The sequence below is a fragment of the Actinomycetes bacterium genome (genome assembly GCA_035506535.1).
Lineage (GTDB): Bacteria > Actinomycetota > Actinomycetes > DATJPE01 > DATJPE01 > DATJPE01.
In genome coordinates this window covers 1-14,180 of sequence record DATJPE010000036.1, presented here as the reverse complement: position 1 = coordinate 14,180, position 14,180 = coordinate 1, and the positions used below count along the sequence as shown (strand labels likewise).

The following is a 14,180-nucleotide window of genomic DNA, read 5'->3' as shown; positions in this document are numbered from 1 at the left end:
GATGGGTCGGGCTGATGCCGACCTGAGGAGCGCTCGGGGGACCGAGAGTTCCCCGGACCGGGCCGCTCACAGAGATCTGTAAGGGTCGAAGGCAACTATTGTGGCCGCTCGATCGTCTCTCCTTGAGACGACCTAGACTGTGCCACCGCAGGCCCTTGGGGCCCGCCGCGCGCCCCGACCGATGAGAGGACCTGCCGAGGCGTGTCCGAGGAGAGCCAGGGGACGCCCGACCTCCCGACCCCCACGACCTCGCCTCCGCCGGCGCACCGTCGGCGACGCACCGTCGTGCGCACCGGCCTCGCCGTCTTGGTGGTGCTCATCCTGCTCGTCTCCGGCGGCGCGGCGTACGCGTACTACCACCTCAAGGGCAACATCACCACGATCTCGGACCAGTCGGCGCCCGGCGTGGTCCGGCCGTCGGCCTCCCCCACCCCGTCGGCGGACCGGCACGTCAAGCACACGGCGCTGAACGTCCTGATCCTCGGCTCGGACACGAGGAACGGCACCAACGGCTTCATCGGCGGCGAGCAGGGAGCCGGCCGATCGGACACCACGATCGTGCTGCACCTGTCGGCGAACCGGAAGTGGGCCGTCGGTGTCAGCATCCCGCGCGACTCCATGGTGCAGATCCCCAACTGCAAGGGCTCGAACGGAGCGGTCATCCCGGCGCACCTCGGGATGTTCAACGAGGCGTACACGATCGGCGGGCCGGTCTGCGCGCGGGACACCGTCGAGCAGCTGACCCACCTGCGGCTGGACCACTTCCTCGTCGTGGACTTCGAGGGCTTCCGCAGCATGGTCACCGCCCTGGGCGGGGTCAACGTGTGCCTGCCGCAGGCCATCAACGTGCCGAACATCCACCTGGACCTGCCCGCCGGCAAGCAGAAGCTCGACGGCCTGCAGGCCCTGGGATACGTGCGTGTCCGTCACATCGGGGACGGCAGCGACCTCGAGCGCATCTCGCGCCAGCAGACCTTCCTCTCCGCCCTGATCCAGCAGGTGACCAGCACGAAGATGCTCTTCCAGCCGACTCGGCTCTATGAGTTCCTCAACGCGGCCACCAAGTCGCTCACCACCGACAAGGGACTGGGCAGCCCGTCGAAGCTGGCCTCCCTGGGCGAGCAGGTCCGCACCATCGGGCTGAGCCGGATCCAGTTCGTCACGGTCCCGACCGTGCCCTACCCGCCGGACCACAACCGGCTGCAGTGGGCGTCCAGCGCCCAGACGCTCTGGGACCTGCTCGCCAACGACGAGCCGCTGCCGGGGACGGCGGCCGCGGCCAAGGCCGCCTCGAGTGCGACGCCGTCTCCGACGGCGTCGCCCACCGCCTCTCCGCTGGTCGCCGCCCCGTCGACGATCAGCGTGCGCGTCCTCAACGGCGTCGGCACCGCTGGGGCGGCAGCCAAGGCGGCGGCCGAGCTCAAGGCACTCGGCTACAACGTGGTCGGTGTCGGCGACACCAAGCACGTGAGCGCGACAGTGGTGCGCTGGTCGGCCCCGCGCGATGAGTCGGCCCGCACCCTCGCCGCGGCCACCGGGGCCACGACCGAGGAGGTCAGCGGCCTGGGGCAGGTCGTCGAGCTGGTGGTCGGCCCGGACTTCACGGGCGCCTCGAAGGTGACCATCACCGTCCCGACGAGCTCGGCGAGCCCCTCCCCGACGTCGAGCTTCGGCGGTCGCTCCGCCAGCCAGAACATCTGCTCCTAGCCACAGCGGCGCCAGGTCGCTGGCTGCGCCCGGTCGACAGCGCGCCTGGTTGGGGTCACACGCTGACGACGGCCAGCGGGTCGAGGTCGGCACCGGAGGCGACGACGACGGTGTCGCCCGCCTGCAGCTGCTCCGCAGTGGCCGGCCACGTGTGGTCGCTCGGGTCGGCACGGCGGACCGACACGAAGTTCCAGCGGTCGGCGGAGTACACCCGAAGGCCCAGCTCGTCACAGCGGCGCAGGAACGCCGTGTCCACGCCACGGGGCAGGTCGTCGAAGCGCAGCCTGCGAGCGACGTCCCCGCGGACGAGCAGGGTGCCGCCCTGCACCTTGTCGGTGAACCGGTGCTCGGACCCGGCGAAGCGCAGCAGCAGCCGGCGCTCGCCCTCCACCCAGACGTGATGGGCCCACTTGCCCACGACGTGCGCATCCGACCAGTCCAGGGCGCGCACGAGGTCGGTGAGGTAGGCCGGGGCGTAGAGGTTGTCGTCGTCGACCTTGGCCACCACGTCGCCGTCCGCCGCGTCCAGGGCGAGGTCGAGGACGGCACCCAGCGAACATGTCGCATCCCCGACCACCACCACCACGTCGTCCACGCCAGCGGCCCGCGCGCGCGCCGCCACCTGCTCCGGGTCGGCGATCGGACCGTGCAGGGCGACGACGAGCTGCAGGCTGGGCCAGGTCTGGCCGGCCACCTGCGCCAGGGCGTGGTCGATCTGCCCTGGCCGGTTGGTCGCGAGCAGCACGCTCACCCCGGGCGTCGACGCGGCGCTCGCGATGCCGGCGGCCTCGAGCAGCTCCTCGACGCGGTGGCCGGCGGTGTGGGTGTCGAGGACCCGGCGGTGCAGCCGGTGGCCGAGCCGGTCGCGCGCGTCGGCGTCCGAGAGCAGGTCGGCCAGCACCTCGTGGGCCTGCTCGGGGGTGGTCGCGACCTGGGCCAGATCGCGACCCAGGATCCGCTCCGCGTCCGCCTCGGCCACCGTGAGCACAGGGGTGGCGGCAGCGGCCAGCTCGACGAGTCGCTGCGGCGCCCCGGCGTGCAGGTGGACCGCGACGCTGGCCTGCGCGTCAAGGCGGTGCCGGTCCGGCACGAGGTGCACCGGCGCCAAGCCCGCCGCGCCCGCCAGCAGCGGGGCGAGCTCGCGCGGCGGCGGGTCATCGGTGGCGAGGGCGTAGACGCGGCCGGGCCCCCACAGGACGGGCCGGTGCAGCCTGGGCTGGGCCCACGGCCCCAGGACGACGACCTGGTCGGCGGCCAGGGACTCGGGCACCGCCTCGTCCGCCCACAGCAGGAACGGGATGGCGTCGCGACTGCACCACGCGCGAAGGCCGGCCAGCTCCTCCGGGGGCCAGAGCGAGGCGGCGGAGGCCTGGACGAGCACGAGCGCGGGCCGAGGGGCCAGCTGCGAGCGCCACGTCGAGGAGAGCAGGTCGAGCTGTTCCCACTCGGGGCGCAGCGAGGCGGCCGCGCGAGCGTCGAGCACCGTGGCGGCGATGTCGCGGCGGCGGGGCGGTATCGCCTCGGGGGTCAGCACGGGGAGCACGAGGTCGTCCACCCGGACGGTTCGAGGTGCCGGCCGCGCCGGGTGGGCGATCGCGGCGAACGCGCGCGGCACCGCCTGACGCACGTCACCGGCCCGGGCCCGCGCCGCGGCCCGGCGGAGCTGGCCGAGCCGGCCGGAGCGACGACGTTGCGCGACCCACGCCGAGCGCACCGCCTCGGGCGAGGCGTCCGCGGTCACGTCCGGTCGGCGAGCCAGCGCTCGATGACCCGGCCGATGCGCTCGCCCGCGTGGCCGTCCCACAGCGGGGGCACCGGCCACCGCTCCCCCGGCGGTCGGGCGAGCACCTCGCGCGCGGCCTCGAGGAGATTCTCGGGCCGCACGAGTCGGTTGGTCCCGTCCGTGATGGTCACCGGCCGCTCGGTGTTCGGTCGCATCGTCAGGCACGGGACGCCGAGCACCGTCGTCTCCTCCTGGACACCCCCGGAGTCGGTGAGCACCAGCGCCGCGCCACGCACGAGACCCATGAACTCCACGTAGCCGAGGGGCTCCTCGACGTGCAGCCGGGGGTGGTCGAGCAGCCCCACGCTCTCGAGCATGGTCCGGCCTCGCGGGTGCAGCGGGAGAACGAGGTCCACGAGGTCGGCGACGCCGTGCAGCGCGGCCACGAGGTCGCGGGCCGCCTCCTCGGCGTCGACGTTGGAGGGGCGGTGCAGCGTCGCGACGGCATACGGCCCGACGAGTCCGCGCGAGGCCCTCGCCGCCGCGGCGTCGTAACGGTCGAGGTTCGCGAGCAGCGTGTCGATCATCGGGTTGCCGACGAAGTGGATGCGCTCGACGGCCAGCCCCTCGTTCGCGAGGTGGCCGACGGCGTCCGCACTGGTGACCAGGAGCAGCTCGGAGAGCTGGTCGGTGAGGCGACGGTTGACCTCCTCGGGCATGGTCATGTCGAAGCTGCGCAGCCCGGCCTCGACGTGTGCGACCGGGATCAGCAGCTTCGCCGCCACCAGTGCCGCCGCCACCGTGGAGTTGACGTCGCCGTAGACGACGACCAGGACGGGGCGCCGAGCGAGGAACAGCTCCTCAAGGCCGACCATGATCGCCGCCGTCTGGACGGCATGCGTGCCGGACCCAACCTCCAGGTTGATGTCCGGCTCCGGCAGGCCCAGCTGCCGGAAGAACACCTCGGACATCCGGGCGTCGTAGTGCTGACCGGTGTGCACCAGGAGCTGCTCGACGCCGAGCTTGTCGAGGGCACTGATGACCGGGGCGGCCTTGGGGAAGTTGGGTCGGGCCCCGGTCACGTGGACGACCGGTCCGGCCGAGGTGCGCGTCGGGGTCGAGGGGTCGGGCATGCTGGCCTCTCGCTTCAGATGTCGCCCGGATTCTAGAGGAGGGGTGGGTGCAGCGGTCCGTCCGCCTCGCGCGCAACCTCCCCCTCGCGGGCTCGGTCGCCGCGCGGTCGCTGCGCGACGACCCGATCGCGGCGACGCTGCTTGGTCTGCGGGTGCTGCCGGAGCGGGTCAAGGCGCGAGCCGTACCCGCGCTGCTCCGACGCCTGCCCGAGCACCGGCTGCCCGCGGTGCGCGCCGTGCTGCTCTGGGATTCCGGCCGCCGTTCCGAGGCGATGGCCCTGGTCTCGGGTGCCACGGCAAGCCCCGCGACGCGTCGCCGGCTGGTCAGTTTCGCGGTCGCCGTGGACCGACCGGTCCTGGCCGGCCAGCTCCTCGCCGGCCTGCCGGCGCTGGACCCCGCCCGGCCACGCCTGGCCGCGCTCGTGGCGTGGCGGGAGGGTCGGCTGCGCGACGCCGTGGAGCTCGCCGGGTCGCCCGCCGGCGCCGGAGGGTCGCAGGGACGTCGCAACCGGCGGGTGGCCCGCCGGCTCGCCGGCGAGGTGGCCGTCCTGTCACCCCACCGCCGGACGCTGTCACCGGACCCGACGTACGCGCCGGTCCAGCGCCGCGTCCTGCACCTGGTGACGAACTCGCTGCCGTGGAGCTCCGCCGGCTACAACGTACGCACCCAGGCGCTGGCGAGGGCGCAACGGGAGGCGGGGCTGGACGCACACGTGGCGACGCGCCTGGGTTTCCCTGTCGAGCAGGGGCACCCCACGGCGCGGGCGCAGGACGTCGTGGAGGGGGTCCCCTACCACCGGCTGCTGCCGTGGGGTCCGGCCCCGTGGCCCGACGACGTCCACCTGCGCGCGCACACGGCGGCCGCATCCGAGCTCGTGCGAGAGCTGCGGCCGGCGCTGCTCCACGCGGCGACCAAGCACCTGAACGGCCAGGTCGCCCTCGAGCTGCGCGACCGCTTCGGCGTCCCGGTCGTCTACGAGGTCAGGGGCTTCCTCGAGGAGACCTGGCTCTCGCGCCACGGTGAGCACCTGGAGGGAACCGACCGGTACCGCATGGCGCGCGAGGTGGAGACCGACTGCATGCTGCGGGCCGACCTCGTGGTCACCCTCGCGCAGGTGATGCGTGAGGAGATCGTCGGGCGAGGCGTCGGAGCCGACAAGGTCCTCGTCGTGCCGAACGCGGTCGACGAGGCGTTCCTGGCCGAGCCGCCGGACCCGGCCGCGCTGCGCGCGCGACTGGGCGTCTCCCGCGAGGAGGTCCTCGTCGGGCTCGTGTCGAACCTGGTGGCCTACGAGGGGGTGGGGACACTGCTGGAGGCCGTGCGCCTGCTGGCGGACTCCGGCGTACCGGTCCGCGCCCTCGTGGTCGGCGACGGCACCGAGCGGGCCGCCCTGCAGCGTCGGGCGGTCGAGCTCGGCCTCGGCGAGCGGGTGGTGTTCACCGGTCGGGTGCCCCATGCCGCCGTCCGCGCCTACCACGCCGCGATCGACGTGTTCTGCGTGCCGCGCATCGACGCGCGCGTCACCAGGCTGGTGACGCCGCTGAAGCCGCTCGAGGCGATGGCGACCGGCCGCCCGGTGGTCGCGAGCCGGCTCCCGGCCCTCGAGGAGATCGTCAGCGAGGGCGAGACGGGGCTCCTCGCGACCCCCGGGGACGCGGCGTCGTGGGCCGAGACCCTCGGTGTGCTCGTGTACGATGAGGATCGCCGCCAGAGCCTCGGCCGGGCTGCCCGCACGACGGTCCGGCAGGAGCGCACCTGGTCGGCACTGGTCCGGCGATACCTGACCGCCTACGCCTCGCTCGGGGTCTCGTGACGCTCGTGCGCGGAGCTCCACAAGCCACCGATCAGCGAAAGGCCCTCATGGATCTTGTCGTCATCGGGCTCGGCTACGTCGGGCTCCCGCTGGCCCAGGAGGCCTCCCGCCGAGGGTTGCGGGTGGCGGGGTACGACGTCCGCGGCGACGTCGTCGACGGGCTCAACGCCGGACACTCGCACGTCGACGACCTCTCCGACGCCGACATCGCCGAGATGCTCGCCGGCGGGTTCCGCGCCACGACCGACCCGGCCGTCCTCGCCTCAGCCGACGTCGCCGTGATCTGCGTGCCGACACCCCTCTCCGAGGATGGCGGGCCCGACCTCAGCGCGGTGCACGGGGCGGTCCGGACGCTGGCCGCGCACCTGCACCGGGGCATGCTCGTCGTCCTGGAGTCGACGACCTACCCGGGCACCACCGACGAGGAGGTGCGGCCCGCCCTCGAGGCCAGCGGGCTGGTGGCCGGGCGGGACTTCCACCTCGCGTTCAGCCCCGAGCGCATCGACCCGGGCAACCCCGTCTACGGCATGCGGAACACCCCCAAGGTGGTCGGTGGCCAGACGCCCGCGTGCACCGAGGCGGCGGTCGCCTTCTACCGCCGCTTCGTCGACACGGTCGTGCCCACCAAGGGCACCCGTGAGGCCGAGACCGCCAAGCTGCTGGAGAACACCTACCGGCACATCAACATCGCCCTGGTCAACGAGATGGCCCGTTTCTGCCACGAGCTGGACATCGACCTCTGGAACGTCATCGAGGCGGCCCGCACGAAGCCGTTCGGCTTCCAGGCGTTCTACCCCGGGCCCGGCGTCGGTGGCCACTGCATCCCCATCGACCCCAACTATCTCTCCTACAACGTCCGGGCCAAGCTCGGCTACCCGTTTCGGTTCGTCGAGCTCGCGCAGGAGATCAACGCGGGGATGCCCGACTACGTCGTGCGCCGCATGCAGGACCTGCTCAACGAGGAGTCCAAGGCACTGCGCGGTGCGCGCGTGCTACTGCTCGGGGTGACGTACAAGCCCGACATCGCCGACGAGCGGGAGTCGCCCGCGAAGCCCGTGGCCGCGCAGCTTCTCGCCAAGGGAGCCGACGTGGTGTTCCACGACCCTCTGGTCCAGGAATGGCGGGTCAACGGCGTGGCCGTCACCCGCGCCGACGACCTGGAGACCGAGCTGGCCAAGGCAGACCTCAGCGTCTTGCTCCAGAACCACACGGCCTACGACCTGGACTTCGTTGCCGCGACCGCCAGGCGCCTGTTCGACACGCGTGGCAAGGTTGTCGGCGAGGGAGTGGCCAGACTGTGACGACCATGTCGACCCAGCGCTCCGCCACCGGCGCGGATCCGGCAGCCCTTGCCGAACGGTGGGGGCTCCAGCCCGTCGGCACGCGCCCCCCGCTGAAGGCCTACGTCAAGGAAGCCTGGGGGCGGCGGCACTTCGCCACCGAGCTCGCCAAGTCCAGCGTCATCGCATCCACCGCCGAGAACCGGCTCGGGACGCTGTGGGAGCTGCTCAACCCGCTCCTGCTGACCATCGTCTACTACCTGGCCTTCGGCCTGCTGCTGGGCACCCACCGGGACAGCCAGAACTTCCTCGGCTTCCTGGTCGTCGGGATGCTCAGCTGGTGGTTCCTGAACCGCAGCATCCGGCGTGGGGCAGGCTCGGTCACCGCCAACCGCGCGCTGGTCCGGTCCCTGCACTTCCCGCGGATCATCCTTCCCGTCTCGGTCGTGCTGCGGCAGACCATCGCGTTCTTCTCGAGCCTGCCCGTCATCATCGTCGTGGTCCTGCTGACCGGCGAGGGCGTGCGGTGGCAGTGGGTCTTCGCCCCACCGTGCCTGGCCCTCATGGGCCTGTTCTGCTCCGGGGCCGCGATGCTGGCCGCGTGGGCCACCTCGCGGTGGAGGGACATCGGCGACCTGCTGCCGTTCGTGCTCCGGATGTGGATGTACTTCACGGGCATCTTCTTCAACGTGCACGTGCGCTACGCGCACGCCCCGCACTTCATCCAGGTGCTCGCCTACTACAACCCGGGCGCGGTGTACCTGCAGATCATGCGCTACGCGTTCCTCGGGTCGATCCCGATCTCCAACCTGGTGCTGTTCTGGGCGGTCGTCTGGGCGGCGGTGTTCCTCGCGATCGGAACGGTCGTCTTCTGGCGGGCCGAGGAGCGCTATGGCTACGCGTGAGGCGGCCACCAGTCTCGCGGCCGCGCCCCGGCCCGGGGAGCGCCGGCCGACGGTCATCGTCGACGACGTCCATGTCGTCTACAAGGTCAAGACCGAGCGCTCCCGCGCCGCCACCCGCGGCAGCCGGCTGATCGCGTCCGGCCCCGGTCGGATGAAGGAGGTGCACGCCGTTCGCGGTGTCACCTTCACCGCCTACCAGGGCGAGTCGATCGGGCTGATGGGCCGCAACGGCTCCGGGAAGTCCACCCTCCTGCGCGTCGTCGCCGGCCTGCACCCGCCGACCCAGGGCCGGGTGTACGCCCTCGGGCAGCCGACGCTGTTGGGTGTCGGCGCAGCCCTGATGCCCGAGCTGTCCGGGGCCCGCAACATCCGTCTCGGCGGCCTCGCCATGGGGCTGAGCAACAAGGAGATCGACGACCTCTACGACGAGATCGTCGAGTTCTCCGGGCTCGGTGAGTTCATCGACAACCCGCTCAGCACCTACTCCTCCGGCATGGGGGCGCGCCTGCGCTTCGCGATCGCGACGTCGCGCACGCCACCGGTGCTTCTCGTCGACGAGGCGCTGGCCACCGGTGACGCGGCGTTTCGCAGGAAGAGCGAGGGCCGCATCAAGCGGCTGCGCGAGGAGGCCGGCACGATCTTCGTGGTCAGCCACTCCCTGCCCTCGATCCTCGAGAGCTGCACCCGAGGGATCTGGATGGACCAGGGCAAGATCCTCGCCGACGGGGACGTCCACGAGGTCGCCGAGCTGTACACCAAGAGCGCCGAGAAGCAGACGACCTGATGCACGTCGTCGTGGCCACCGTCGTCCACGACCCCCAGGACGCTCGCATCCTGCACCGTGAGATCGCCGCGCTCCTCGACGCCGGTCACACGGTCACCTATGTCGCACCGTGGTCGGCAACCGGCCGGGCCTCCGTCCCGGAGGCCGTCACGGTCGTCGACGTACCACGAGCCGTCGGGCGGCGGCGGGTGAGGGCCCTCCTGGCTGCCCGGCGAGCGTTGCGCCGCCTCGCGCCCACCGCCGACGTGATCGTCGTCCACGACCCCGAGCTGCTGCTCGCGCTGCCCCGGCCGCGGCCCGGGCTGGTCCGGGTGTGGGACGTCCACGAGGACACCGCCGCCACCCTGGTCGCCAAGCCCTGGCTGCCCCGCTGGCTGCGCGCGCCACTGGCGCGCCCCGTTCGCTGGGCCGAGCTCACGGCCGAGCGCCGGGTGCGCCTCGTGCTCGCCGAGGAGGCCTACGCCGGGCGCTTCCACGACCAGCACCCGGTGGTCCGCAACCTCCCGGTCGTGCCGGTGACCGACCCGGCGCCGCCCGGCGCGGACCGGGTGGTCTACGTGGGCTCGCTGACCCTCGAGCGCGGTGCCGCTGAGATGGCCGAGCTCGGCCGACGTCTGAAGGCCGACGCGATCAGCGTCGAGCTCATCGGGGCCGCGCGGGACGCCGAGACCCGAGCCGTGCTGCAGGCGGCCCAGGCGAGCGGCGACGTCGACTGGCTCGGCCCGCTCCCGAACGACGTCGCGCTCGCCCGCGTCGAGGGGGCGCTCGCGGGGCTGTCCCTGCTGCGGGATCTCCCGAACTACCGGCACTCCCTCCCGACGAAGGTCGTCGAGTACATGGCCAGGGGCGTTCCCGTGGTCACCACCCCGTTGCCGGTCGCGCGCTCGCTGGTCGAGCAGGCGGGCGCCGGGATCGTGGTCCCCTTCGACGACGTCGAGGCGGCCGCCACCGCCGTCCGACGTCTGCGCGACGACCCCACCCTGCGCCAGCACCTGTCGCGGGCCGGCCTCGCGGCCGCACGGGACCACCTCGACTGGCGTGAGGAGGCGCCGCGCTTCCTGGCCGCACTCGCCTGACCGAGGCCGGCGCGGGGCTCAGCCGGTGCGCTCGCGGCTGGTGAGGAAGCCCCAGCCCCACGACATGTGCATCGTCGCCACCGCGACAGGAACCCGCAGTCGCACGCGGACCGGCTCGCCCTGGGAGACGACAAGGCCGCCCCCGACGACGAGCCCCGCATAGGACGCGGGGACAGCCAGGGTCCAGGGTCGAAGGGGCGCCAGGGCGAGCCCGACGGCGCAGCCGAGCAGGGCCAGTGGTGGAGCCAGGTAGCGCAGCGACACGGTGTCCCTGTGCTGGCGCATCACCGCACGACGCCAGCGGCCGTAGTCGCGGTACTGACGAGCCAGCGACTTGACGCTGGAGCGAGGCCGGTAGGAGACCTGCAGGTCGGGCGTGAACCACACCAGGCCGCCGCTCTCGCGAAGGCGATGGTTCATCTCCCAGTCCTGGGCCCGGGTGAACTCCTCGTCGTAGCCGCCCACCCGCTGCAGCGCCTCGCGCCGGAACACCCCCAGGTAGACCGTCGGCGCGGGACCGGCCTTGCCACCGGTGTGGAACGGCGCGTTGCCGACACCGAGCTTGGAGCGCATGGCGCAGGCGACCGCCCGTTCGAAGTCGGTGACCCCCTCGGCGGCCATGATCCCGCCGACGTTGTCGGCCCCTGTGGCCTGCAGGGTCTCCACCGCGACGCGCACGTACTCCTTGGGCAGGACCGCATGGCCGTCGACCCGGACCACGATGCCGTAGCGGCTGGCGGCGATCGCCAGGTTGAGACCGACCGGCGTGCGCCCCTGCGGGTTGTGCACGAAGCGCACGCGAGGGTCCTGCTCGGCCAGCTCGGCGGCAACCTGGTCTGTCCCGTCCTTCGACGGGCCGAGCGCGAGCACCAGCTCGACGGGACCCTCGTAGTCCTGGGCGAGCACCCCGTGCACCGCCTCCCGGAGGTGGCGGGCCTCGTTGAGCACCGGCATCACGCACGAGACGCCGGGCAGGTCCGCGTTCATCGACGTCAAGGGTAGGCGCGCCTCGCCCCCGCTCGCCGGTGTGACCTGCTGCACACCCGCCGGTGTCGTGCAACGCCGCAGGCTCGCCGGTCGTCCACACTAGGAGGAACGGTCCGACCGCGATCCGCCGTACGGGCGATGCTCAGCCGCCCCAGCCCCCGACCGAAGGAGCCCGATGAGCGAGTCCCCCACGCTCACGCTGCCTCCGGAGCTCGACCCGCACGGACCCGGCCGCGGTCCGGGCGGCCCGAAGCGCCCCGGAGTCGGGGTGGGGACGGTGCTCGCCGCGGTGGTCTCGGTCATGGTCCTGCTGGTGAGCGGGCTCGGCTACGTCGGCATCGGTCACTACCTGGGCAAGATCCACCATCAGGACGTCGGCGTCACCGTGCAGCACGCCGCGATCAACGACGTCGCGCAGAACTTCCTCGTCGTGGGCTCCGACAACCGCGCTGGCCTGACCCGCAAGCAGATCGACGAGCTCCACGTCGGGCATGCGACGGCGGACAACGCGTCGGGCCAGCGCTCGGACACGATGCTGCTGGTCCACATCTCGGCCACGCGGAACCGCGTGACCGTGGTCAGCCTGCCTCGTGACTCACTGGTCACGATCCCCCGCTGGAAGGACTCGAGCGGACACTGGCACGCGGCCTCCCAGAACAAGCTCAACGCGGCGTTCTCCTTCGGCGGGGCCCCGCTGGCCATCAAGACCATCGAGCTGGCGACCGGTATCACCATCAACCACTACGTCGAGGTCAGCTTCCTCGGCTTCGTGAAGATGGTCGACGCCGTGGGCACGGTGACCGTGTGCAGCCCGACCGCCGTCAGCGACAAGGACTCCGGCCTGCACCTCAAGAAGGGCGAGAACGTCCTCGACTCGACGGAGGCGATGGCCTACGTACGCGCCCGGCACGCCTTCGCCACCCAGGACCTCGCGCGCATCGACCACCAGCAGCAGTTCATCGCCGCTTTGTTCAAGGCGGCGACCCAACGCCAGATCCTGTTGAACCCCCTGAAGCTCAACCGGTTCCTCGGCGCGGCGCTGTCGTCGGTGACCGTCGACAACCACCTGAGCAAGGCCGACATGCTGGCCCTCGCCACCCGGCTGCGCAGCCTCGCCGCGGGGAACCTTCAGTTCGTCACCGTCCCGATCGCGAACAACAACTACGACGCGCCCGGTCTCGGGTCGACGGTGAAGTGGGACGCGGCGAAGGCCGACCTGCTGTTCTCCCGCCTCAGGGCGGACAAGCCGGTCAACCCGGCGAAGCCCAAGACCGTCGGCTCCGCCGGGACGAAGGCGACGGTGCCGCCGGGTCAGATCCAGGTGCAGGTGCTCAACGGCACGACGACGAGCGGGCTGGCCCGAAGCGCCAGCAACGCGCTCGCCGCCGTCGGCTTCGCGATGGCGACACCGGGCAACAACTCGGCCACCAACGTCACGCAGACCGAGATCCACTACGACCCCCGGTACAGCCAGGCGGTCAGGACCGTCGAGGCCGCGCTGCCGGGCGCCAAGCTCGTCGCGGACAGCGGTCGAGGAGCGAGCGTCCTCGTCGTCCTCGGCTCGGACTACAAGGGCGTGACGAGGCCGGTGCTCTCCCGGGCCACGGCGCCCACGTCGGCGACACCCGCGCAGACCATCAAGACCCGTACCGCCGCCGACAACGTCTGCAGCTGACACGGGTCACGCTCTGGCCCCGGTCAGCCGAGAGCGGCGGCACGGGGCCAGAGCGCGGCCGGCAGGGGCCGCAGGCCGGCCGGGTCTCCCACGACGCCTGAGCAGGAGTCCAGCTGCCGCGCGATCGCGTCGCGCATGGATCTGGTCAGCTCGAGGTCGTAGGTGTAGGCGATGCGCGTGAACCGGATCACGTAGGTGCACCGGTAGGCGCGGTCCGGCGGCAGCCAGGCGTCCGGCCCGGAGTCGCCCTTGTCCTGGTTGGCCGCACCGTCCACGGCCAGCAGCTCCTCGGGGTCGTTGGCGAAGGCGACGCGCTCACCTCGGCTCCAGCCGGCGGCACCGAGCCGCCACGCGAGGGCGAGGGGGAACACGTGGTCGATCTGCACCTCGTCGGCGGCGTACTTGTGGAACTCGATCCGTCTTCCCGTGTACGGGTCGCGCAGGACGCCGGCCGTGACCACGCAGCGGTTGCGCATCGCGGTGACGGTCAGGTCCCTGGCCAGTACGTCGTCGCGCGTGCGGCAGCCGTCGCCGTCGACGTCGAGCCACGCCTCGCCGAAGTCGGCGGTGCGCCGGTAGGTCGCCCACGACAGGGACCCGATCCGGATCCGGGCCAGCATCGCCCGGGCCTTCGCCACCTCCGACGCAGCCCCCGGCGCCACGGCGGGGCGCGACGAGCGGCTGGCGCGTGACGAGCCGCTGGCCCGCGACGAGCGGCTGGCGCGTGACGAGCGGCTGACGCGCACCGGGGCGGAGCGGCTGGAGTGCGCATGCGCTGGCGACGACGAGGGCTGCCCGACGCTGGACGTCACCGTGCACCCGGTCAGGGCGAGCAGGGTCACACCCAGCAGACCGGCGAAGCGGCTCACGGACTCGGGATCCTGCCACCGTCCGCCGACATCAGCGCTAGCGCAGGAGGCCGCGGGCCATCACGAGGCGCAGGATCTGGTTGGTGCCCTCGTAGATCTGGGTGATCTTCGCGTCGCGCATCATCCGCTCGACGGGGTAGTCCTTGACGTAGCCGTACCCACCGAGGAGCTGCACCGCATCCGTCGTCACCCTCATAGCGGTGTCCGAGGCGAAGGTCTTCGCGGCG

At 72.4% G+C, this 14,180-nt stretch carries 12 protein-coding genes; 7 read left to right on the top strand and 5 right to left on the bottom strand.

Annotated elements, in window-relative coordinates:
- The first annotated feature begins 201 nt into the window (after nucleotides 1–201).
- The gene (locus VMI11_06100) at nucleotides 202–1,707 is read left to right on the top strand and encodes an LCP family protein (GenBank protein HTY71982.1); all 1,506 of its coding nucleotides are present in this window, start codon (nucleotides 202–204) and stop codon (nucleotides 1,705–1,707) included.
- A gap of 55 nt (nucleotides 1,708–1,762) precedes the next feature.
- Here VMI11_06100 and VMI11_06095 read toward each other — a convergent pair whose 3' ends face one another.
- Both VMI11_06095 and wecB read right to left on the bottom strand, forming a co-directional pair.
- Complete coding sequence (locus tag VMI11_06095; protein ID HTY71981.1) at nucleotides 1,763–3,448, bottom strand: glycosyltransferase; 1,686 nt, start codon at nucleotides 3,446–3,448, stop codon at nucleotides 1,763–1,765.
- Nucleotides 3,445–4,563 (bottom strand): UDP-N-acetylglucosamine 2-epimerase (non-hydrolyzing), encoded by a 1,119-nt coding sequence (gene wecB, locus VMI11_06090; protein ID HTY71980.1) that lies wholly within the window; start codon nucleotides 4,561–4,563, stop codon nucleotides 3,445–3,447. Before wecB ends, VMI11_06095 begins: the two co-directional genes overlap by 4 nt.
- Before the next feature lie 47 nt (nucleotides 4,564–4,610).
- Between wecB and VMI11_06085 the strand changes: the two genes are divergently transcribed.
- The 5 genes from VMI11_06085 to VMI11_06065 are packed head-to-tail and all read left to right on the top strand — an operon-like array spanning nucleotide 4,611 to nucleotide 10,422.
- Complete coding sequence (locus VMI11_06085) at nucleotides 4,611–6,377, top strand: glycosyltransferase family 4 protein (protein ID HTY71979.1); 1,767 nt, start codon at nucleotides 4,611–4,613, stop codon at nucleotides 6,375–6,377.
- A 47-nt stretch (nucleotides 6,378–6,424) separates the two neighbouring features.
- Nucleotides 6,425–7,678, top strand: a complete 1,254-nt coding sequence (locus VMI11_06080) for a nucleotide sugar dehydrogenase (protein HTY71978.1) — start codon at nucleotides 6,425–6,427, stop codon at nucleotides 7,676–7,678.
- A gap of 5 nt (nucleotides 7,679–7,683) precedes the next feature.
- Nucleotides 7,684–8,562 carry an ABC transporter permease gene (locus VMI11_06075; protein ID HTY71977.1) on the top strand — a complete coding sequence of 293 codons (879 nt, stop codon included), beginning with the start codon at nucleotides 7,684–7,686 and terminating at the stop codon, nucleotides 8,560–8,562.
- Nucleotides 8,549–9,346 (top strand): ABC transporter ATP-binding protein, encoded by a 798-nt coding sequence (locus tag VMI11_06070; GenBank protein HTY71976.1) that lies wholly within the window; start codon nucleotides 8,549–8,551, stop codon nucleotides 9,344–9,346. The genes VMI11_06075 and VMI11_06070 overlap by 14 nt, the downstream gene beginning before the upstream one ends.
- Complete coding sequence (locus tag VMI11_06065; GenBank protein ID HTY71975.1) at nucleotides 9,346–10,422, top strand: glycosyltransferase family 4 protein; 1,077 nt, start codon at nucleotides 9,346–9,348, stop codon at nucleotides 10,420–10,422. Before VMI11_06070 ends, VMI11_06065 begins: the two co-directional genes overlap by 1 nt.
- A gap of 18 nt (nucleotides 10,423–10,440) precedes the next feature.
- On the opposite strand, the gene VMI11_06060 is transcribed toward VMI11_06065, so the two are convergent.
- Nucleotides 10,441–11,409, bottom strand: a complete 969-nt coding sequence (locus VMI11_06060; protein HTY71974.1) for a glycosyltransferase family 2 protein — start codon at nucleotides 11,407–11,409, stop codon at nucleotides 10,441–10,443.
- Nucleotides 11,410–11,584: 175 nt separating this feature from the next.
- On the opposite strand from VMI11_06060, the gene VMI11_06055 reads away from it, so the two are divergent.
- Nucleotides 11,585–13,084 (top strand): LCP family protein, encoded by a 1,500-nt coding sequence (locus VMI11_06055; protein ID HTY71973.1) that lies wholly within the window; start codon nucleotides 11,585–11,587, stop codon nucleotides 13,082–13,084.
- A gap of 23 nt (nucleotides 13,085–13,107) precedes the next feature.
- On the opposite strand, the gene VMI11_06050 is transcribed toward VMI11_06055, so the two are convergent.
- Complete coding sequence (locus tag VMI11_06050) at nucleotides 13,108–13,953, bottom strand: HNH endonuclease family protein (protein ID HTY71972.1); 846 nt, start codon at nucleotides 13,951–13,953, stop codon at nucleotides 13,108–13,110.
- Nucleotides 13,954–13,990: 37 nt separating this feature from the next.
- The coding region (locus VMI11_06045; GenBank protein HTY71971.1) for an acyl-CoA dehydrogenase family protein at nucleotides 13,991–14,180 on the bottom strand (190 nt) is incomplete at its 5' end.